The sequence below is a fragment of the Aminiphilus sp. genome (assembly GCF_029975095.1).
GTDB lineage: Bacteria > Synergistota > Synergistia > Synergistales > Aminiphilaceae > Aminiphilus.
In genome coordinates this window covers 25,439-45,890 of sequence record NZ_JARKPW010000002.1, presented here as the reverse complement: position 1 = coordinate 45,890, position 20,452 = coordinate 25,439, and the positions used below count along the sequence as shown (strand labels likewise).

General features: G+C 64.2%; 12 protein-coding genes. All 12 read left to right on the top strand.

Going from position 1 to position 20,452, the window contains the following annotated elements; all coding sequences use genetic code 11:
* Window positions 1-404 precede the first annotated feature (404 nt).
* The 12 genes from Q1K49_RS00175 (at window position 405) to Q1K49_RS00120 (ending at window position 20,157) form a co-directional block, all read left to right on the top strand.
* A complete protein-coding gene (locus Q1K49_RS00175; RefSeq protein ID WP_300521350.1) occupies window positions 405-4,136 on the top strand; it encodes a hypothetical protein in 3,732 nt (1,243 codons plus the stop codon).
* Window positions 4,137-4,369: 233 nt separating this feature from the next.
* Window positions 4,370-6,586, top strand: a complete 2,217-nt coding sequence (locus Q1K49_RS00170; RefSeq protein WP_300521348.1) for a tetratricopeptide repeat protein — start codon at window positions 4,370-4,372, stop codon at window positions 6,584-6,586.
* Between the two features lie 263 nt (window positions 6,587-6,849).
* Window positions 6,850-7,701 carry a 3-methyl-2-oxobutanoate hydroxymethyltransferase gene (gene panB / locus Q1K49_RS00165; protein ID WP_300521345.1) on the top strand — a complete coding sequence of 284 codons (852 nt, stop codon included), beginning with the start codon at window positions 6,850-6,852 and terminating at the stop codon, window positions 7,699-7,701.
* A gap of 45 nt (window positions 7,702-7,746) precedes the next feature.
* The gene (locus Q1K49_RS00160; protein WP_300521343.1) at window positions 7,747-8,934 is read left to right on the top strand and encodes a pyridoxal phosphate-dependent aminotransferase; all 1,188 of its coding nucleotides are present in this window, start codon (window positions 7,747-7,749) and stop codon (window positions 8,932-8,934) included.
* A gap of 87 nt (window positions 8,935-9,021) precedes the next feature.
* Window positions 9,022-9,258 (top strand): hypothetical protein, encoded by a 237-nt coding sequence (locus Q1K49_RS00155; protein WP_300521342.1) that lies wholly within the window; start codon window positions 9,022-9,024, stop codon window positions 9,256-9,258.
* Between the two features lie 70 nt (window positions 9,259-9,328).
* Window positions 9,329-10,411, top strand: coding sequence for a DUF2157 domain-containing protein (locus tag Q1K49_RS00150; protein WP_300521340.1), 1,083 nt, complete (start codon window positions 9,329-9,331; stop codon window positions 10,409-10,411).
* 233 nt (window positions 10,412-10,644) lie between these two features.
* Window positions 10,645-11,961, top strand: coding sequence for a nickel-dependent lactate racemase (gene larA, locus Q1K49_RS00145; protein WP_300521338.1), 1,317 nt, complete (start codon window positions 10,645-10,647; stop codon window positions 11,959-11,961).
* Window positions 11,962-12,226: 265 nt separating this feature from the next.
* Window positions 12,227-12,658: a PKD domain-containing protein gene (locus Q1K49_RS00140; RefSeq protein WP_300521336.1), complete on the top strand. Its 432-nt coding sequence runs from the start codon at window positions 12,227-12,229 to the stop codon at window positions 12,656-12,658.
* Between the two features lie 225 nt (window positions 12,659-12,883).
* Window positions 12,884-16,075, top strand: a complete 3,192-nt coding sequence (locus tag Q1K49_RS00135; RefSeq protein ID WP_300521333.1) for a CHAT domain-containing protein — start codon at window positions 12,884-12,886, stop codon at window positions 16,073-16,075.
* Between the two features lie 71 nt (window positions 16,076-16,146).
* Window positions 16,147-17,595 carry a hypothetical protein gene (locus tag Q1K49_RS00130; protein ID WP_300521330.1) on the top strand — a complete coding sequence of 483 codons (1,449 nt, stop codon included), beginning with the start codon at window positions 16,147-16,149 and terminating at the stop codon, window positions 17,593-17,595.
* 132 nt (window positions 17,596-17,727) lie between these two features.
* The gene (locus tag Q1K49_RS00125; protein WP_300521328.1) at window positions 17,728-19,638 is read left to right on the top strand and encodes a hypothetical protein; all 1,911 of its coding nucleotides are present in this window, start codon (window positions 17,728-17,730) and stop codon (window positions 19,636-19,638) included.
* 153 nt (window positions 19,639-19,791) lie between these two features.
* Window positions 19,792-20,157, top strand: coding sequence for a hypothetical protein (locus tag Q1K49_RS00120; RefSeq protein ID WP_300521325.1), 366 nt, complete (start codon window positions 19,792-19,794; stop codon window positions 20,155-20,157).
* Window positions 20,158-20,452 lie beyond the last annotated feature (295 nt).

Genomic DNA, 20,452 nt, shown 5'->3' with positions numbered 1-20,452 from the left:
AAAAATGGTCTGTCCATGATAGATCCTCCGAAAAAAACCGTCAATATCTATCATAAAAGGTGAGTGTAAGTGATCGTTTCTGAGTGATTTGATACGCGCCTCTCCTCTTCGGGGCTGGGCGTTTTCCTGTCCAACCGCTCCGGGATGGACGGAAAAAGGCCCGGGGAAGGGGTGTTCCTTCGCCTCTCGGTCTCTCTTTCGCCAGGGTGTGTTGTTCCGTCCCGTGGGGTGGAGATGGGGGAATGGCGGCGTGCGCAGCTTCCGGGTTGTTCTGCAGGAGTTGTTGAGTTCTGCTATGATAAGTTCCAGTGGTGCGGTGATTTGTGGATGTGTGGTGTTTTTCCGGCGGAGAGGAGCGGAGAGCCGTGATGTGGTTTCCGAAATGGGGCCGGAGGTCCGGAGAGATGGAGAAGCACGGAAGATGGAGCGGGAATTTCGGAGGTTTGCTGCGTGTTCCCCCGAGGAGCTGGGCGGTTTTACCTGTCCTCGTCCTTCTCTTTCTGCTCGGCGTGGTCTTCTGGAGTGAAGGGGCCCCCGCCGACGCGAGCGTATCCGGATCGGGCATGCAGGAAGGCGCGCCCCTGACGGAGCGCATCGCCCTGCTCGAAGAGGCACTGGCGGCTCGGAACGAGGGGGAGCGCCTTGAAGCGCTCGGTGTGCTCCGGGAGGCTCTCGTCCTGTATGAACGGAGCCTGGCGCTCTTCGCCGATCCGGCTCTCGCAGCCCGGGTCGCCTCCCTCCGGGAGCGGATCGGCGCGTCGGACGACAGGAGAGCCGCGACCGGCGTTCCCGAATCCGTTCCGCCCGCCTCGCCTGAGGGGCGTGTCCTCAAGGAGCGGATGGAACGGCTCGAGCGGGCGTTGACGCTTCGGAAAGAGGGCGAGAACGCGGAGAAGGCCGGAAGGTTTTCCGAGGCGCTCGCGGCCTACCGGGAAAGCTTGGCGCTTTTCGCCGATGCCTCCCTGGCGGGGCGGGTGGAACGCCTTGAAGCGCTTTCCGCCGCGGCGCCCTCCGAAGCGCCTGCTCATTCCGCCGAAACCGGGCTCGTCGAAGTGCCTCCTCCAGCGACGGCAACGCCGGTTTCCTCCGGCGAGGGAGAGGAGCCTCTGCCGCCGTCGATCTACGCGACGGGGCCGGTTCTCCTGGAGACTTCCGTCCCCGAGAGCGGAACCTCGGTACAGATTCCCGAGGGCCCTGCCGTGCTCGTTCCCGCCGGTGCCTTTTCTCCCGGCGTGTCCCTGCGGGTCGCCAAGGCCGAGGCCGCGCCGGTGCCGCTTCTGGCAGGCGAGGCACCGCTCCTCGGGGCGTGGAAGTTCGACGCCGGAGGAGGGCTCTTTGACAGGCCCGTGGAGATGTCCCTCGCGCTGCCTGCCGTGGAGGATCTTTCGGAACTCCGACTCGTGCTCCCCGTCACCTCCCGGGACGGTCGGGACTGGACAGTGCTTCCCTACCGCAGGGAGAACAATGTTCTTTATTTTCAGGCGACGCATTTCAGCATCATCGGGGCCATCCTCATCGGCACCCTCATCGGCGGCGGCGTGGTGATCCCTCTCGTTCGCGCTCCAACGGAGCTGCCTCAGTACTTTCAGGAGGACGCTCCCTTCGTGAAGTTTCTCGCTCCCGATCCGGAGGGCATCAATCTCTCCTGGTCCCATAAGCTGGGGGACGGCACGACGGGGCTCAAGGACAAGGCGGCCTTCGAGAAGGCCCTGCAGCTCGCCTGGGAAGCACACATGCAGCGGGTCAGGGACATTGCGGCGATGCGGGACCGGGAGCTTGCCCGGGCCCGGGAGGCGAATCTCGGCCTCGCATCGCAGGAGAAGATCCGTGCCGAAACACTCCGCCTCGCGGAGGAATCCCTCAACACCTATGAAAAGGCCCGGTTTGCCGCCTTCGAACGGCACGCCGTGCCCGACGAGGTGCTGGAGATCCGGCGTGCCCTTTCCCTCGCACGGACCTATCTTGTGGGAAAGCCTGCGGAGGGAAACCGCGGATTCGCCGATCCGGGCCCCGTGGACGTGTACGTGACGAACACCGTTGCCCAGAACGACGGCGAGACGGTCATCCGCTGGGTGGGCGTTCCCTATCTCATCCTCTGGAAAGGTTCCCCGAGGGATGATCTTTATGTCGCGGCCCTGCACGAGTATTTTCACCACGTCCAAAGGAAGTATTTCGCCGACGACAACCGGGCGATTTTTCTCTCCGAGGCGTCGGCGGTGCTGCTGGAGCGGGAGGCGAAGGCCGCCTACGCGGCCCGGGCGGGCGTGACCGTCAAGAACTATCTGGCGGACATGAACCGCCTCAAGACCGGCCTGAACGGCCCACCTCTTCCGGGACGCCTCGAACGTCTTGGAAAGACCATCACGCTCCAGTCCATCGACGCGAAACCTTTTCAGCGCATGGGCTACGGTCTTTCCTGGTTTCTGGAGTGGCTGCTGGCGGAGGTGCGCGCCTCCGGAGGCGGCGCGTCGCCGGTGGAACAGTACCACAACTTCTTTCTCGCCTCCTGTCGCGACGCGGGAGGCGCCCAGCTTCCGGTGGAGGCCTTTGTCAAGTTCGTCGGCGGCGACAGGAAAAAACTCGGGGCGCTCTTCGCCAAATTCGTGAAGGAGGCGGTTCTGGAGGGATTTCCGAAGAACACCCTCTTCGAGAAGAAATACGGAACGTCGGCGACCCAGGAGATCACCGTCTTCGATCCGTCGGTGCCCTTGTTCGCGCCGCTTTCCTTCGACGCGACGCCGGTCGTGGAGTTCGCCGACGCGGCGATCAATCCCTGGTCGTTCCAGGCCTACGCACTCCAGCCGCCGAAGCGTCCCGCGGGAACCCCCGAGCCGCGGCTCGTTCTCTCCTTTCCCGCGGAGTGGTTCGACAAAAGCGCCACTGACGGACGCCACGTCTTTCTCCGGGAGCGAGGGAGCACCTCTCCGCGGGAACTCTCCGCCGCAGCTTCGGGGGGGAAGATCGCCGCGGCGCTCTCCTTCGATCTCCCCGTTGAACTCTGCCTGGTGGACACGGGACAGACCGGGTCGGGGTGGATCTACGACTATTCCCCCGGCAGGGCCTTTCTTCTCGAACCGCCCCTGCGCCTGAAAGGACTTTTTTCCTCCGGCACGACGCCCCAGGAGTCGGTGGTACGTCTTTCCTGGGAGGTGCCGCCGAGCGTGAAGGCCAGGCAGGAACTCTTCGCGGGCTATCTGGTGGAACTTTTCGAGGACCCGAAGGAGACGACACCCCTCTTTACGAAAAAGGTACCCCCGGAGGAGACGTCCCTGGAGGTGCCCGGAGGCATTCCCGGGCTCGGGCCGAACAAGAACGCCCTGGTCCGGGTGCGCACGCTCACCGCGGGAGATCCCTCCTTCGCGAGCGAGCCCGTGGAGACGCTCCTCCTCGCGGACGCGTCGAAGAAGATCCCCTTCTTCGAGAACCGCACCTTCTGGATGACCGCCTCGCCCCTCGGCAACGATCCGTCGGTGGTCCTGCCGCAGGTGATCCTTGCCGTCACCCCCTCGGTGTCGGGGCTTTCCGGAAACATCGACCAGAAGAGCCCCGAGTGGAAGCGCTTCACCGAACTTACCGGGCAGGTCGCCAAGGCGGGGGATTATCTCAAGGAACAGATGAAGAAAGAAATGGAAAAGATGGGGGTCACCCTGGACGAGGCGCAGATGGCGGAGGCCATGAAGATGATGCAGCTCGCCGGGGTGGGCCTGCCCGAGACGGCTCAGCAGAGCCGGGCCGTGTTGGGAAGCGGCTATCAGGAAGTCGGAAAACCCGTGACGGTCTCCGTCACGGTGTCCCTGCCGCCGATTCCGCGGATTCCCGTGGCCTTCGGGAGCGTTCTGGACAATTCCGCCCGGGCGCTCGACGCCCAGCTCAGCGTGCGGAGCTGGTTTTTCACCACCGGCACGGCGTCGAGCCCGAAGGTGGAAGGAAGCTCCGGCACGACTTCCGTGACGTGGACGCCCCAGGAGACGACGCCGGACACCTTCGGCGTGGAACTCGTCTTTACCTACGATCTGCTCTTCTTCGAGAGAGGAACGGGAAAACCCTTCGTCGACGGCGGCGTGCCGCTGCTGTACAAGGATTTTTCCGTTTCTTTTCCCGTGGGAATCTGGTTCGCGCCGCTCAAGAAACCGTGACGGCAGGCCATGGGGCTGGTTTCCCCGGAGGCGGATCTTGGCGAAGGGAAGCTCTGAAAAATGCCGCGCCGCTCTCGGAAAAATGCGATGCGAACTGCGATTGGGAGAGGGCGAATCCTACTTGATCAGGGCTTTCGAAGAGTTTGTGTCGCACCTTTCGCATCAGTGGCGGAACGCCGGCGAGGAAAAACGGCAAGGAGACGGAAGAGACATTTCGCGGGGAGGGAAGGAACATGAAGGAACCGAAAAAAGGGACCGTTCCGAGGAAGAGCATACGACGGCGACCGTGGCCTGAGAGGATTCTCCTTCTGCTCGTGGGGATGTGTTCCCTCGTCTTTTTCGCCGACGGAGTCGCCCGGAGCGTTTTCGCGGCGGAAGAGGGCGTTCCGGAGGGAATGGCGCTCCGCTGGGCGAACGCGCTCTACCTCGCGGTTCCCCGGGAATGGAAGCCCGTTGTGGAGCGGGATGGAGTGGGTTTTTTCAAAGGAATCCACCCCGATGTCGGAGCGGACGGTCCGGTGATGATGGTCATGGTGGGGCTCATGGAAGCTCCCGGAGCGGGGGGCTATAGGGCCTTTCTGGAGGATATCGAGAAGGGCGCGAAAAAGGACGACATCGCGAACTTCACGAAGCGGGAGGAGGACATCACCATCGCGGGACTTCCCGCCCTGTTCTACTCCTTTTCCGGCGACGTGCGGAAGGGAGAGGTCTCCCGCTCCGTAGGGGGAAACCTCGTGATCTGCAAGGAACCCTGGAAGGACGATAAAATGGCCGATTCTCCCCCGGCGCTTCCCGGGGATCCTCCGGCGGAACGCTTTCTTCTGGTGATGCTCGGCGGTGATGCCGCCTCCATCGAAGCGGAACGGGAGACCATCAAGCACATGCTCGGCTCTGCCCGCAGGGATGCGCCGCCGCTGCGGGAGGCGGCGCGCATGCCCTACGGCGCCGAGGGAGAGCGGTTCCGTTTCACCTTCGGCCCGACCGTGGCCGCCGACGGAGTGCTCGCCCTGGGAGATTCCAGGGCCTACAGGGTGACCCTCTTCTCGCCCGATGGGGCCGTGCTCGCCGAATGGGGTTCCAAGGGAGAGGGGGACGGCGCCTTCTCCTATCCAAGGGCGCTCGCCTTCGGGCCGGATGGGTCCGTCTACGTGGCGGACGACCGTTCCGGCTATACGGGGGACGTGCAGCGCTTCTCCAGGGACGGAAGGCTTCTCGCTCGGGTGTCCGTGGGCACCAAACTGCTCGGAGAGCAGGGAATCAACTACGTCACCCATCTGGGCGTCAGTGAACGCGGCGAGATCTTCCTCGCCGGGCAGAACTCCCTCGGCGACGGAAATTCCGCGGGGATGCTCCGCCTCTCCCCCGAGGGAAACGTCCTCTCCCGGTTTCAGGTTCCGCAGGGCTTCCGGGCCATGACGCTCCTGCCGGGAGGAAAGATCGCCCTGGCCTACGCCCCGGAGGGGGACGTCAGGGCGGAGCGCATCGCCGTCCATGCGCCCTCGGGAGAACGTCTTGCGGAATGGAGCATCTACGGAACCGGAATCGGCGGGGAGGACATTGACGAGGGAGTGTATTTCCGCCCCACCTTTCTCGCGGGAGACGCGGAAGGGCGCATCTACGCCTTTGACGACGCGGAGGAGGCACTCTGGATGTACGGGCCGGACGGGGTGTTCCTTCAGGTCGTTCCGCTAAAGAACTTTGGGATCATGGAGGGGCTTGCCGCCACACCCCGGGGAGACCTGATCCTTCAGGAAAGGCCCGGTTCCATGTCCGCCTCGCCCGCAGCGCTGGTGCGTTTCGAAAACGCCTTTCCCGCGAGGGTTCCCGACGGCGGTCTTCCCTCCGCTTTCGTGTCGCCGCCGGTCGAGACCGCTCCGCCCGTCGCCGCCGGCGGGGATGCTCCGGGCGATCCTCTGCTGGAGGAGCTGGAACGGCTTCGCAAGGCGCTGGCCCTGCGGGAGGAGGGGGCGGCGAAGGAAAAGGCCGGTGACCTCTCCGGCGCGGTGGAACTTTTCCGCGAAAGCCTGGCTCTCGCTCCCGATCCGGAGCTGGAGGCGCACGTCGCAAACCTCGAGAAGGGGCGGAAAACGTCACCGGAAAGCGCGGTCTCTCCTGCGCCTCCTTTGGTTCCTGCGGAGGCCCTCGCACGGTACGAAGAGGGAGTCGCCCTGCAGCGGGAGGGGCGCTATTACGAGGCGCTCCGCAAGTACCGCGAGAGCTTGGAGCTCAACGAGGATCCAATCCTCGCGGACTATGCGGACTCTCTGGAGCGCCTTCTCCGGGAGCGGGCGCAGAAGCTCGTGACGCGGGCCATCGCGTACCAGAAGGAGGGGCGCCTCGAGGAGGCCCTCGCGGCGTACCGAAAGAGCCTGGAAAACTACCCCGATCCGCGCATCGCCGCATACGCGGACAAACTGGAGGAGATCCTGAAGGCCCGCAAAAATCCCTGAGCGGATTCGCCTCCGTTTCCTCTGCGGCGATCGTTTCCGCCCCGTTTCCCCTCGTGCGCTTCCGGAGGGGTTCTCCCTTGCGGAGTGGAGGAGGCGGCGTGCCGCAGAGGTGCGGACGGACCGCTTCCGTCCGGAAGGAACGTGGAACTTGGAAGATGTGCCGGAAAATAGCGTTTTTGGAGTAAAATCAGAGATTGGAGTAGAATGTGGCCGTGGAAGCGGGCAGAGAAATCCGCAAGAGGACAATGAAAGGAGTGAAAGTCGTGGCAAAGAAGGGACGTCTGGAATTCGTCAAGATGAAGCAGGCGGGAGAACAGGTCGCGTGGGTCACCGCCTACGATTTCCCCACGGCGCAGTTCGTGGAGTCGGCGGGCATGGACATGATCCTCGTGGGTGACTCTCTCGGCATGATCGTCCTGGGCTACCAAGGAACCATTCCCGTTACCATGGAGGACTGCATCCGTCATTGCCAGGCCGTGCGCCGGGGTGCACCGAACACGTTCTGCGTGGGAGACATGCCCTTCCTGTCTTATCAGATCTCCGACGAGGACGCCGTGCGGAACGCGGGACGCTTCCTCAAGGAAGCGGACATGGACTGCGTGAAGCTCGAAGGAGGCCGCCGGGTCATCACCCGCATCAAGGCCATCGTGGATGCGGGCATCCTTGTCATCGGCCACATCGGCCTCACCCCCCAGAGTTCGGGTCCTCTCGGCGGCTTCAAGGCTCAGGGACGCGACGCCGCGAGCGCCCGGGACCTCATCGAGGACGCGCTGGAGATCGAAAAAGCGGGGGCTTTCGCGCTCCTGCTCGAGGCGGTTCCACCGGAACTCACTCAGTTCCTCGCGAAGAAGCTCACCATTCCCGTCTATTCCATCGGCGCGGGCGGTCCCTGCGACGGACAGCTTCTCATCTGCGGCGACATGCTGGGCTACTTCCAGGCCTTCACGCCCAAGTTCGTCAAGAAATACGCCAACGTGGCGGAGATCGAGATCAATGCCTTCAAGGAATACGTGTCCGACGTGAAGACCGGCAAGTTCCCCACGGATGACCACGTGTACCACATCCTGAAGGGCAAGGAAGATGAATTCTACGCCATGCTCAAGGAGTACGAGTAGACGGGAGCGGGAACGACAGACCGCGAAGGAGGCGGGAGGCACATCATGCGATTTGCCGAACGAGTGTTTGCCCTTCAGGGAGAGAGCGCCTTCGACGTTCTCTCGAAAGTGCAGCGCATGGAGCGGGAAGGGCGGGACGTGGTGAGCTTCGCCATCGGCGAGCCCGACTTCGACACGCCCGAGCACATCAAGGCCGCGGGCATCCGGGCCATCGAGGAGAATCACACCCATTACACCCCCTCCGCGGGCATTCTTCCTTTACGGGAGGCCGTCGCCCGTTACGTGGGGCGCACCCGCGGCATCGACGTCTCTCCCGAGGAGGTGGTGGTCACTCCCGGGGCTAAGCCGATCCTCTTCTGCGGCATTCTGTGCTGCGTCAACCCCGGCGACGAAGTGCTCACGCCGAGCCCGGGATTTCCCACCTACGAGTCGGTGATCCGCTATGCCGGAGGCGTTCCCGTTCCGTTGCCCTTCGTGGAGGAAAAGAACTTCAGCTTCGATCCCGAGACTTTCCGGCGTCTGGTGACGCCGAAAACGCGCATGGTGCTCCTCAACTTCCCTCACAATCCCACGGGAGGCGTCGCAAGCCGGGAAGACCTCGAAGCCGTCGCGGCCATCGCCCGCGAAAAGGATCTCTGGGTTCTCTCCGACGAGATCTACCGTGAGATGTCTTACGAGGGAGATGTGCCGAGCATCGCCTCCCTGCCGGGGATGAAGGAACGTACCATCATCCTCGACGGGTTCTCCAAGACCTACGCCATGACGGGGTGGCGTCTCGGCTTCGCCGTTCTCCCCCGAGAGCTTGCCGCACACGTCACCAAACTCGTCACCAACTCCGTCTCCTGCACGGCCGCCTTTGTGCAGACGGCGGGAATCGCCGCCCTCGAAGGGCCCCAGGACGCGGCCCGCAGTATGGTCGCCGAATACCGTGCCCGGCGGGATCTCCTCTGCGACGCCCTCGCCACGCTCCCCGGTGTCGTCTGCCGGAAACCCCGGGGCGCCTTTTATGCCTATGTCAACGTTACCGAGGCGTGCCGCCGCCTTGGCGTGAGCGACAGCAGGGCTTTCCAGGAAAAACTGCTGGAGGAAGCGGGCGTGGCGGTGCTTTCCCGGAACTGTTTCGGTTCGCGCACTGCCGGAGAGGACCAGGAGTACGTGCGTTTCTGCTACGCCACCTCCCGGGAGCGCATCGCCGAGGGGCTCCGCCGCATCCGGGAATTTCTCGAAAGGTGACCTCCCGTGCCCGCTCTTCCCATGAAGGAGTGCGGGCTGAACCGGAGGGGATGACGACGGAGAGGCAATGAGAGGACGGGAGTGCCGATGGCGCTCCCGTCCTTTCATTGCCTCATCCTCAAGCAACATCAGCGCGAGGCAAACGGCAAGGAATTCTGGCATTCCGACGCGGCGGGAAAACCCCTGAAAGAACTGCTTGCCTCCACGACCTTCGGTGAATCCGGCATGAGCATCGTGCTTCTCGTGAACACAGACAGAGAAAATCCCAGGCTCTTCCCTTGCTCCTTGCTTCCGGAGGCCCTCCTTCGGTCTTTCCGCTCTTGACAGGCTGCCTCTTCTCGGTGACCTTACCCTGTGAGTGCGCAAGGGTGCACCCGGGAAGAGGGGATGGACGATGGAGGTTCCGGCGAAGAAGGCAAGAGTTTTACGGGCGGCTCTGGAAACATGGCGCCGGGAGGGACGGCTTTCGGAGGAGACGGCCCGGGGCTTTGAGGCGGACATCCGGGTGATTCCCTTCGACTGGCGCGGGCTGGCCCGGTACGCTCTTTTGGCCTCGGTGCTCTGCCTGGCCATCGCGGTGGGGGCGATCCTCGCCGACGAAGTCCTGATGGAGTTTCTGCTGCGGGTGCTTGCACTTCCGCCCCTTTTCAAGTGCGTGGTGTTCTTTGTCCTGGGGGCGCTCTTCTTCGCGGCGGGAGTGCGCCGCCGCGCCCGGACCCCCGAGCGGATCTACTCCATCGAGAGCCTGTTTTTTCTCGGGGTGCTGAGCGTCGCCACGGGAATGGCCTTTCTCGGCATGTTCTTCGGGAGCGAGCGGCTCTATCCGCTGCTTCCGCTGGGCGCGGCGCTTCTCTACGGTGCGCTCGGGATCATGCTGGAGTCGAACCAGGTGTGGGCCTTTGCGCTCCTGTCCCTCGGCGGCTGGATGGGAGCCGAGACGGGTTATGTCTCCGGCTGGGGCGCCTATTATCTGGGAATGAACTATCCACTGCGCTTCGTCCTCTTCGGTGCCGTTCTCACGGGGCTCGGCTACGCCATGGGACAGCGTCCCAGGCTCGCCTTCCTCGGGACGACCACCCGCACCATGGGCTTTCTCTACCTGTTTCTCTCCCTCTGGATTCTCTCCATCTTCGGCAACTACGGTGACGCGGCGTCCTGGTTCGAGGTGCGGCAGATGGAGCTGTTCCACTGGAGCCTGCTCTTCGGCATCGTCGCGGCGGGAGCGGTCTACCGGGGGCTGAAGCGGGACGACGGGCTCGCGCGGGGGTTCGGAACGGTCTTTCTCTGTCTCAATTTCTACACGCGCTTCTTCGAGTATTTCTGGGCGCCGCTGCACAAGGCGCTCTTCTTCGCCCTCCTCGCGGCGAGCTTCTGGCTGCTCGGATCGAAGGCGGAGCGGATCTGGAGCGACCTGCGGCGGAGGCGGAGCGCCCGCTCGGAAGTATCGGAGGATCTCGACGACGCCGACGAGGAGTGACCGCCGTTTTTGGTTTATACTTGCTGCAGAGAGAAGGCCCGGACAAAAGGACGGAACGGCGGCTCGCCGCGCAAATCCGGGCGGCGTGCCCGCCGGAGCGGACAGCGTCGAAGAGTGCCGCAGGTGCTTCGGGGAAGCGGGAGTGTGCTCCGGCATCGTGTGTGTAAAGAGCTTTCCCCGCTCTCGCAACGGGAAAGACTGTTTTCCGGACGACGGGAAAGAGGTGCGTTCTCATGGGATCCGCAAGACCTTTCGTGTCCATTCCCATTCCCTATGGATCATCCTCCCTGGAGCTGGTCCTTCCCGAGGAACGAATCGCCGGGGTTCTCCGCTCCCGGGTGAATGACCTCCTCCCCGAGGCCGCCGGGGACGAACTGGTCCGCCGCGCTCTGGGGGCTCCCGTCGGGGCGCCTCGGGGCGCGGAACTCGCCCGGGGGAAAAAGCGTATCGTGGTGATCACCAGTGATCACACGCGCCCCCTGCCGAGCCGCGTCACCCTGCCGCCTCTTCTGGAGGAGCTCCGGAGGGGATCCGGTTGCGGCGACGGGGAGATCACGCTCCTCATCGCCACGGGGACGCATCGCCCCATGACGCGGGAGGAGCAGGTCGCCCGTTTCGGCGAGGAGACGCTCCGGCGCGTTCGCGTGGTGGTGCACGAGGCCACGGCGGAGGAGGAGATGGCCTCCATCGGGCGCCTTCCCTCGGGAGGTCCCTGCGAGATCAACCGCATCGCCGCCGAGGCGGATCTTCTTGTTGCGGAGGGCTTCATCGAACCCCACTTCTTCGCGGGATTCTCCGGGGGATGCAAGAGCGTGCTCCCCGGAATCGCAAGTCGTTCCTGCGTGTTGGGAAACCATTGCGCGGAGTTCATCGGCCATCCGAAGGCGAGGACGGGCATCCTGGAGGGAAATCCCCTTCAGACGGACATGCTCTTCGCGGGCGAGGCGGCTCGCCTCGCCTTCGTCCTCAACGTGGTGCTCGACAGGGACCACCATGTGGTCGCCGCCTTCGCGGGACACCGGGTGAAGGCGCATCGTGCGGGGTGCGCCTTCCTGCGCGATCTCGCGGGCGTGACCGCCGCTCCCGCGCCCGTGGTGGTCACGTCCAACGGGGGCTATCCGCTGGACCAGAACATTTACCAGGCCGTGAAGGGCATGACGGGAGGCGAGGCGGCCTGCATTCCCGGAGGTGTGATCGTTCTGTGCGCGGAGTGCCGCGACGGCAACGGCGGCGAGCGCTTCGTGGAGGAATTCCGCAACGCCTCGGGGCCGGAGGAGGTACTTGCCCGGATCGGGGCGCGGAAGCGGAACGAGACCCTTCCCGACCAGTGGGAAGCGCAGGTGCTGGCCCGGGTTCTCTCCCGCCATACCGTGGTGCTTGTCACGGAGGAGAAGAACTTCGCCGACGCCCGGACGCTGGGGTTGATTCCAGCGGCCACGCTTGAAGAGGCCATGGTCCTGGCGGAGGCGCGCATGGGTGTCGCTGCTCCCGTTCTGGTGCTTCCCGACGGCGTGGCGGTCATCGTGGAACCCGCCGGAACAACCGAGTGACCGGCGGAGGTACCCTTCGTGGCTTGATCGCCACGTAAAGATAGGGCACAATAGGGGGAGAAACACATTCTGTGAGGCTGACCCCGGAGAAGAAGAGGCTTTCACCGAAATCTTCTCTCCGGACAAGATGTGTCAAGGGAGGATGTTCAGAGATATGAAGCGAATGAGTGCAGCCCTTTTTCTGCTTTGTGCCTTGTGTTTCACCGTAGTTTTTCTGTTTTCCGAGCCTGCCGTCGCGGGAGGGTGACCGACTTGTACGGTCCGTGTGACCGAATTCACGGCGGACAAGACCGAAGGGACCGCACCGCTGAAGGTTACCTTCACCTGCAAGGCGGAAGTCACGAACGGCACCATGTGGAAGTATCAATGGAACTTCGGCGACGGAACGAGCGAGGAGACGGTGACGGATGCGCTTACGGCGACGAAGGCGCACACCTTTGCCACCGCCGGCGCCTACACGGTGCGGGTGACCGCCCGGAGCACGTCGAACTCCGTCGATTCGAAGATCCTCACCGTAACCGTCAACGCGGTGCCCACACCGACGATCTCGGGTTCTCCCACGCCGTCCCCCTCCGCATCTCCCTCTCCCACGGAAGGGGCGGGTGGATCGGGCGGCGGCTGCAACGCAGGGGGCGGGACGCTTCCGGCTCTGGCTCTTCTTGTTCCGGCGTTTTTCCTGTTCCGACGCAAGGGATGACCTCTTAAAGGCCTCGGAAAAAACGCAGTGACGGACGCTCCTTTTGCGAAGAATCCGGCCCGGGCGGCCGGATTCTTCGCGCTTTCGGAGCCGGAGGAGCCGGACGGAAGGGGCGAACGGAGTCGCTCTGAGATATAATCCATTTCAGAAGAACTGCGCTCAGAGGGACATGCGGTCGCTTCGGGAGGCGGAACGCTCTCCGAAGCGGAGGGGAGGCGATTTCTCGTGAGAAGAACCAGAACGGCGCCTTGTTCCCGCTCTTTTTGTCCTCACACGCTTTTCCCCTTCTTGTTGTGTTCGGTGTCGAAACGTGTTTCCAGATTCTTCTTTCCTCTTTTTCCCTTCTTCTTTTGTTTCGCCTTTCTTGCGATCCTCTTTGCCGCGTTCCCCTCGGAGGGGCTCGCCCGGACGGAGCTGCTCTCTCTCGACGCCCAGGTCCGGAATGCCCACGTCACCGCGATGCGTCTCGCGGCGCTGCGGAACCGAGTGCTCGACCTCGTCTATCGGGGGCGGTACGACGAAGCCCTCGACGAGGCCGGAGGGTTTCTCCTCGTGACCTCCGCCATGGCCTGGCCGGCGGAACGGGTGGAGTACGCGCTCGCCGCCGGCTACATCGCCTCCCGGCGCGGCGACGACGAGCAGGCGCTGGCCCTGGTGGAACGTGCCCGGGAGCTGCTTCGCGCCTCCGGAAGCACCCCGGAAGAGATGCCGGAAACGTTGCGTTCCCTTCGGACGGTGCAGGAAATCCGCATGCTGGACGGCTTGATCCGTGCCTTCCAGGGAGTTTCCCGCTGGGACGCTGCCTCGACGACGCTGGAGGAGCTGAGAGCCCTGGCGGAGCGGACCGGAAGCGACTATGGCAAGGCGCTAGTCGCCCTTTCCGGAGGCGTTGCGGCCTACCGCGAGGGGCGCCACGCCGAGGCGGAGACGCTGTGGCAGGAGGCGTTCAGGCGCGGCATGGCTTTGTTGGAACGAGACGCCTCCCGGAGCACCTTGGAGGAGATGCCGGGAAATCCGGAGATTCCGGGGCTCGCGGCGAATCATCTGGCCCGTCTCTCCATGGGTGTGGAGGATCCTGCCCGGACGCGGGAACGTTTTCGCGTCGCCCTCGAGATCTCCCTAGGCGTTCCCTCTCCCTGGCTCGAGTTTGTTGTGCGGCTCAACCGGGCGGAATTTCTGGACCGCTACGCCTTCGAGGCTGAGGAATCCCTGGCCGATCTGGAGCGCTGTGAGGCGCTCGCGGTCTCTTTGGGTCTTTCGTCGCAGCGTCTCTGGGTGTGGAACAATCTGGCGGTCTTTTTTCTGTCCCGGGGCGAGTACGGCCGGGCCAAGGAGGAACTCGACCGGGCGCTGCGTTTTCAGATGTCTCCCGCGGTTCCGGAGGATGTGGGGGTGTACGTGAACGCGGGAACGCTCGCTCTTGCCACCGGAGAGGAGCAGGAGGCGGAGCGCGCCTTCCGCCGTGCCCTTGAACTCGCGCAGGAGCGGGGGGACCGCCGCACCGAGGCGGGGATCCTGGTCAATCTCGGGATTCTGGCCCGCAGGGGAGGACAGCTCGAAGAGGCGAAGACGCACTTCGGCAGAGCCCTCGACGGCTATCACGCCCTGGGTATGGAACGGGAAGCGACGGATCTCATGGTGAACATGGCGAACCTGGGCATCGCCGCGGAGGATTGGGAGCTTGCGGAACGCGCTCTGGACGTGGCCGCCGAGGGCTATGCGGAGGTGAATGACGTCGCGGGTCTCGCCCTGGTGACATCCAATAGCGGTTTTGTTCGTCTCCGACAGGGGCGTTTCGCCGAGAGCGCGACCCGCTTCGAAGAGGCCCTCACTCTGGCGAGGCGGGTGGAGGATGCACCCCTCGTCTTCGCCGCCCTGCACGGACTCGCCCGGGCCAGGGTGGCCCTGGGGGACGGCGAGGCGGCTCTCGGGCTGCTTCGGGAGGCAGTGGATCTTCTGGAGACCGTCCGCGCCCGCTTCGCCTCGGTGGAACAGCGCGTCGCCTTTCTGGAGCATCGTTACGACGCCTACGATCTTCTCGTGGACCTCCTCGTCGAACGGGGGGAGGTGGAGGAAGCCTTTTCCGTGTCGGAACGCATGAAGGCAAGGTCGTTCCTCGACGTGGCGGGAGGGGGACAGGTGGAACTCCGGGAGACGGACCGGGAACTCTATGAGGCCCTCGCCGCCCTTGAGGGTGAACTGGAGCGCCTTGCCGCGAAGAGGAGCGCCCTCCTCGCCGAAGGAACTCCGGACGAGGGGAGGCGGCTTGCGCTGGAGCGGATCGAGCGCAAGGCCGCGGAACTCCGGGAGAAGCTCGCATCCCTGCGAAGCCGAGTGGCCCTCGCGTCGCCGGAGCTGGCCGCCCTCTCCGCTCCCGCACCTCCGCCTCCGGCGGAAATGCGGCGTCTTCTCCCTCCGGGCGTGCTCGTGGTGAGCTACCACCTGCTGCCGTCACGGACCCTCGCATTTCTCGTCACCCGGGACGGAGTGCGGTGCGTGCCGCTGCCCCTTCTTTCGCGGCAGGCCGTGGAAGACGCGGTGAACGCCGCGCTGCCCTCCCTGCGGACTCCCGAGGCGGAGCCTCCTTTCCTTGAGCTTTCCCGCCTCTATCTGGGGCTCGTGGCACCCCTGGAGAACGTTCTGTACACGGCGCCGCACGTGGTGGTGATCCCCCAGGGCATTCTCGCCGCCATTCCCTTCCAGACGTTCTGGACCGGAACGGACTATCTCCTGCAGCGGGCGGCTCTTTCCTACGCGCCTTCTCTCGGCATCTACACCCTGCTCGTCGCCCGGAGAAACTCGGAGGCGACGAGGTCGAGACCGTTGCGCTTTCTCGGCTTCGGCAATCCCGTCTTTTCCGACGGCTCTCTTGCGCCGCTTCCCTTCGCGGAGCAGGAAGTCCTCGAGGTGGCACCCCTCTTTTCCGCCTCGGAAATCTTCTTCGGCGCCGATGCGACGGAAACACGCCTTTTCGCAAAAGCCGCCGGTTTCGACGTGGTGCATCTGTCCACCCATGCCATGGCCGACGGGAGGCGCCCCCTGAACAGCACGATCTACCTCGCCGCCGACGGCGAGAACGACGGGGAGCTGCGGGCATCGGAAGTCTTCCGCCTGCCGCTTTCCGCCGACTGCGTCGTCCTGAGCGCCTGCGAGACCGGCCTGGGGCGACTGAGTCATGCCGAGGGGCTCATCGGTTTTTCCCGCTCCTTTTTCCACGCGGGAACATCGTCCCTGCTCGCGAGTCTCTGGAGCGTCTTCGACGCATCCACGAAGGATCTCTTCGTGCTCTTCTACAACAACTGGCTCTCCGGGGACACCAAATCCCAGGCGCTTCGGAAGGCCCAGGTGACGCTTCTGGAGCGTCTGCCGCACCCCGTGTTCTGGGCTCCCTTCGTTCTTTTGGGGGAGGAACGATAAAAAAAGCGACGGAAGGAAAGGGAGACGTATTCCCGGGGCGAAGGGGCCCCCGGTACGAAGGAGGCGTGATCATGGACGGAAGAAAACTGCTGTCGTTGTTCCTGCTGGCGTACTGCCTGGCCGTTTCCATCGGCGTTGCAGAGGGTGCGGACATCGACATCACGCTCCCTCCGGGATGGAATGCCCTGGAGCCGACCCGGGACGAAGTGGCTCTGTGCGAACTTCGGGACGACAAGGACCGGGCGGTGGTGCTCCTCCGTCTCCGACGCATCGATTTCGGCTCCCCCGAGGAGGCGGAGGGATTCGCGGACTATCTCCGCAACAAGGCCCGCTACGATGAAAGCACCACGCTGCTGAAGAATAGCGACGGCACCCTCGCGGGATATCCTTCCATCGTGCATCAGGTGGTGGAAAAGACTCCCGAGGGCACTCTCCAGCGGGAGATGTCCTATCTTCGCCTGGAATCCTCCTGGTACGTCTTCGAGTTCTCCACGCTGCCGGAGGATTTCGGGAGATTGCGTGACCGCTTTGCCGAGTTCCTCCGGGGCGTGCGCATCACCGCGTCCGGAGGGGTCGTTTCTTCTCCGGCGGCGTCCCCCGGTGCGGAAAGCACGGGAACCCAGGCTCTTCAGGCCGGGCCGGCTTCCCCGGTGGTCGTCCGGGAGGGAGCGCTGGCCTTCGAGGTCCCCCGGGAGTGGAGTGCCGTGCCGCCCTCCGATCCGTCCGCAAGCGCCTACTTTGTCCTTCGCGAGGGCAGCGGAGCCCGGGCGGAATTCCTGTTCTACCGGGAGGAATTTCCCTCCCCCGTGACCCTCGACACCTATTTCCAGGCGGTCGAGTCGGAGGGGCAGAACAGCTTCAAGAGCTACCGGCGCCTGGATCTCAAAAGGACATCTCTTGCGGGGCTGGAGGCGCTGCGGCTGGAGTTTCTTTTCACCGTGGAGGGCAACCCCGCACAGCTCAAGGGGCTTTTTTACGCGGTGGTGACGGAGACGGAGACGGAGGGGTACGGGTTTCTCTTCGACGCCGCCTCCTCGGACTTTGACGCACTTCTTCCCGCTTTCGAACGAATCCTGGCGAGCGTGCGCCGTGAGACCGCCGGGGCTTCCTCTCCAGCGGGAGCACACCTCGTGCATCAGGATCCGGCAGGCCTCTTCGCCGCGCCGCTTCCTTCGGGAGCGACGGTCGTGCGTCCCATCGAAGGCGGTACGCTCTATCGTCTTCCCGGAGGCGAGGAATTCCAGCTTTTTGCCGTGAAGGACGAGGCGACGGCGGAAGAGGTCAGGGCCAAGGTCGCCGAGGGCAAACGCGCCCACGGCAGTTCCGTGGTACAGGCCCGGGGGCGGCAGGCTCAGGTCTTTCTCTACTCGTCGCCGGATGCCGCGGGGGTGTCCAGGGCGACGGTGGTCGTCCGTTTTGCCGCAAGCGGGGTGCTCCTCGTGGTCACGCTTCCTGCGGCGGAATACGGCAAGGCCCAGGAGTGGCTCCTGCCGTTCATCAAGGGGTTCTCGTTCCGGTAGGTTGCATCGGTTACAATGGTCCCCCCTCGTCGCCTGCGGTTTCGAGGCGGGGCGGGTGTGCTCGTCGGCCTGTGCCGCAGAAGGAATGTCCGCGCCGGAGGATGTCCTCTGTCGCGGTTCGGAGGTGATTTCGTGAAACGCGGAATAGTGTCGGTGTTCCTGGCGGTGCTTTTGGGCATGTGTGTCCCGGGGTGTTCCTTCGGGAACGGGTTGATGGTGATCGGGACGGACCCTCCCTCCGGGTCGGGAAACGTGTCCCCGGAACTGCGGGAGATCCGCATCCGGTTCAGCGCTCCCGTGAAGCGGAACAGTTGGTCCCTCGTCTCGGAGAGCGCCGGAACGTTTCCCGAACTGCTCGGCGATCCACGTTTCGAGAGGGATCCGTCGGGAACCGCCGAAGGGGTCTCCGTGTGCGTGCTGCCCGTGCGCCTTCTTCCGGGGACCACCTATGCGCTGGGGGTGAACAGCCAGGGGAGGCGTGGATTCCGAAGTGCCTCCGACGAGGCGGACGTGTGTGCTCCCTTCGTGCTGGTCTTCCGTACCGCCGCGTCGGGGGAGGCGCCGCCTGAAAGCACCCCTTCGGCGACGGTTTCCCCTGCGTCGCCGGACCGTAGTTCCGCCTCCGGTGCGGGGGTACTCTTTCTCTCCGGCGTCGGACGCGGCATCACGCCGCCCTCGCCGCCGGAAGTCAAGAAGCCGGATCTTCCTCCCGTGTCCGGAAGGTGGCTCTACCGGGACGAGGGAATGGATATCGAGCTGGAACTCCTCGCCGACGGAACCTATCGGCACGAGCTGCGGAGCGCCTCGGGAACCGAACAGACCAGAGGACGGTACACCTTCGAGAAAGGGGTGCTCCACATCCGTCCCGACGGCGAGGCTCCCTTCCGCCTCAGCTGCCGGATCGTGGGGGAATCCCTGGAGATCCGGGACGACGAAGGGCACACCTACCTGTTTGTTCGGCAGACGAGCCCCGCCGGTGCACATGATGCCGCTCCCCCGGCAATTCCCCTCTCCGGGGATGCCCCGGGTGTCCCCGGCAAGGAAGACCGCCGTCTCTTCGAGCCCTACACGGACCGGACGGAAAAGGCGTTTTCGCTCCTGCTTCCCGAGGGGTGGAGCGTCGCCGGAGGTGTGGCGCGGAAGAGCCTTGTTCCTCAGGAGGGGATCTCCCGGCTTCTGGAGGAAGAACTGGATTTCACCGTCCGGAGCGATGCTCCGGGGACGGCGGAGATGCACTGGGTCTCTCCAACGCTCTACGTGGACATGCGCGTCGCGCCCGTGGAGGGCGCGTTTCCTCCCGGGGCCGCCTATCACGGCATGACGGTCTTTCCCTATGTCGCGCCGGGGGATTTTCTCCTGCAGACGCTCTTTCCCGAACTGCGCCCCGGTGCGACGAACCTGCAGGTGGTGGAGGAGCGTGCGCTGCCCGCACTCGCCGCGTCGTTCCGGCTCTTCTTCGAGAAACATCTCCTGCCCTGTCTTCCTGTTCCTCTGGATTTTCGCTACGAGGCGACGCTCCTCACCGTGACCTACGACGAAGAGGGCGTCCGCTACCGGGAAAAGCTCGCCACGGTCCTGGAGAACCGCGGTCCCCTTTCGGCGGGCCAATGGTGTGACCGCTTCACGCTGACGGTCCGCTTTCCCGAGGGAGAGGAGGCGCGTTGGGCGCCTCTGTTCGGGGTGGTGGCGGATTCGCTGCGCATGTCTCCCGCGTGGGTCTCCGGAGAGGTGAAGCGATGGATCGAGAGAGGAGAGCTTCTCGGGGAGAGGAAGGCCGAACTCCGGGAGTTCGAACGAGCATTGGCGGAAGTGAGACGGAGGGCCGGAGAGAGCCTGGTGGACGACATGTTTCTCTCCCTCTCCGGGCAGGAGACATACCGCAATCCCTTCTCGGGAGAGGCGGAGACCGGATCGAACCAGTGGCACTTCCGGTGGCGGAACAGGGCTGGTTCCGTGGTCTACACGGACAAGTCCGACTACGATCCGAATCGGGATCCGTCCCTTTCCGGCGGAGAGTACCGCAGGAGCACTCTTCTTCAGTAGCTCTTTCGACGAGGACGCGATGGTGCAAGAAACACGTGAAAGCCGCGAAGCGGCATGGACACGAACCAGTCTCCGATAGTTGCTATTTCCGGAAACAAAGGGTGTTCCCTTCGAGAGGTCGTTTCGAAGGAGGGCGTGTAAGGGGGAATCATCTTGGAACGTCTTTTCGTCTCGCCGTTGTTGTCAAGTCCTCTCACGTGGATCGCTTCGGGAGTGCTTCTGGGGGTGGTGGCGCTTCTTGGTTTCCGGTGGCTCCGTCGTTGCCGCGCAAGGGATATGGTCTTCGATCTGGACCCCTATACGATTCTCAACAAACGCCGTGCCAAGGGATTTCTCACGTCGGGGGAATACGAGGAAATGCGGCGGCGCGTCGCCTCGTACAGCGCCGCCATGGTGTCCCTCGATGACGCGTCCCGGGAGGATGCGCTTTTCTGTCTCAAACGCTATGCCAACGGAGATCTGCACGAGGAGGACCTTCTGAAGGAACCGATACTGCAAAACCTCCGCCGGGAATCCTGAGATCTCCGGGAAAAACTCCGGCGCACGTGCGGAATGAAGGGAGGCGCCTTCGGTCACCGTGTGGGCGGTTCCGCCTGGTCGTTCCAAGCTGTTTTCGGTAGGGGCGGGGTTGTTGCAGGGGGGCCGTCCCGTCTCCGGCGGCACACAACCTCCTTGGACAGACGCAGAAGACCGCAAGCGGCCGCAACATCCAGCTCATTCGTGCTACGCCGCAAGAGATGAGGCGCCAGACTCCTCGACGAGATTCGCATCTCAAGGCTACACTCGGCGACTCTCAACCTGCATGTCCTTGGTA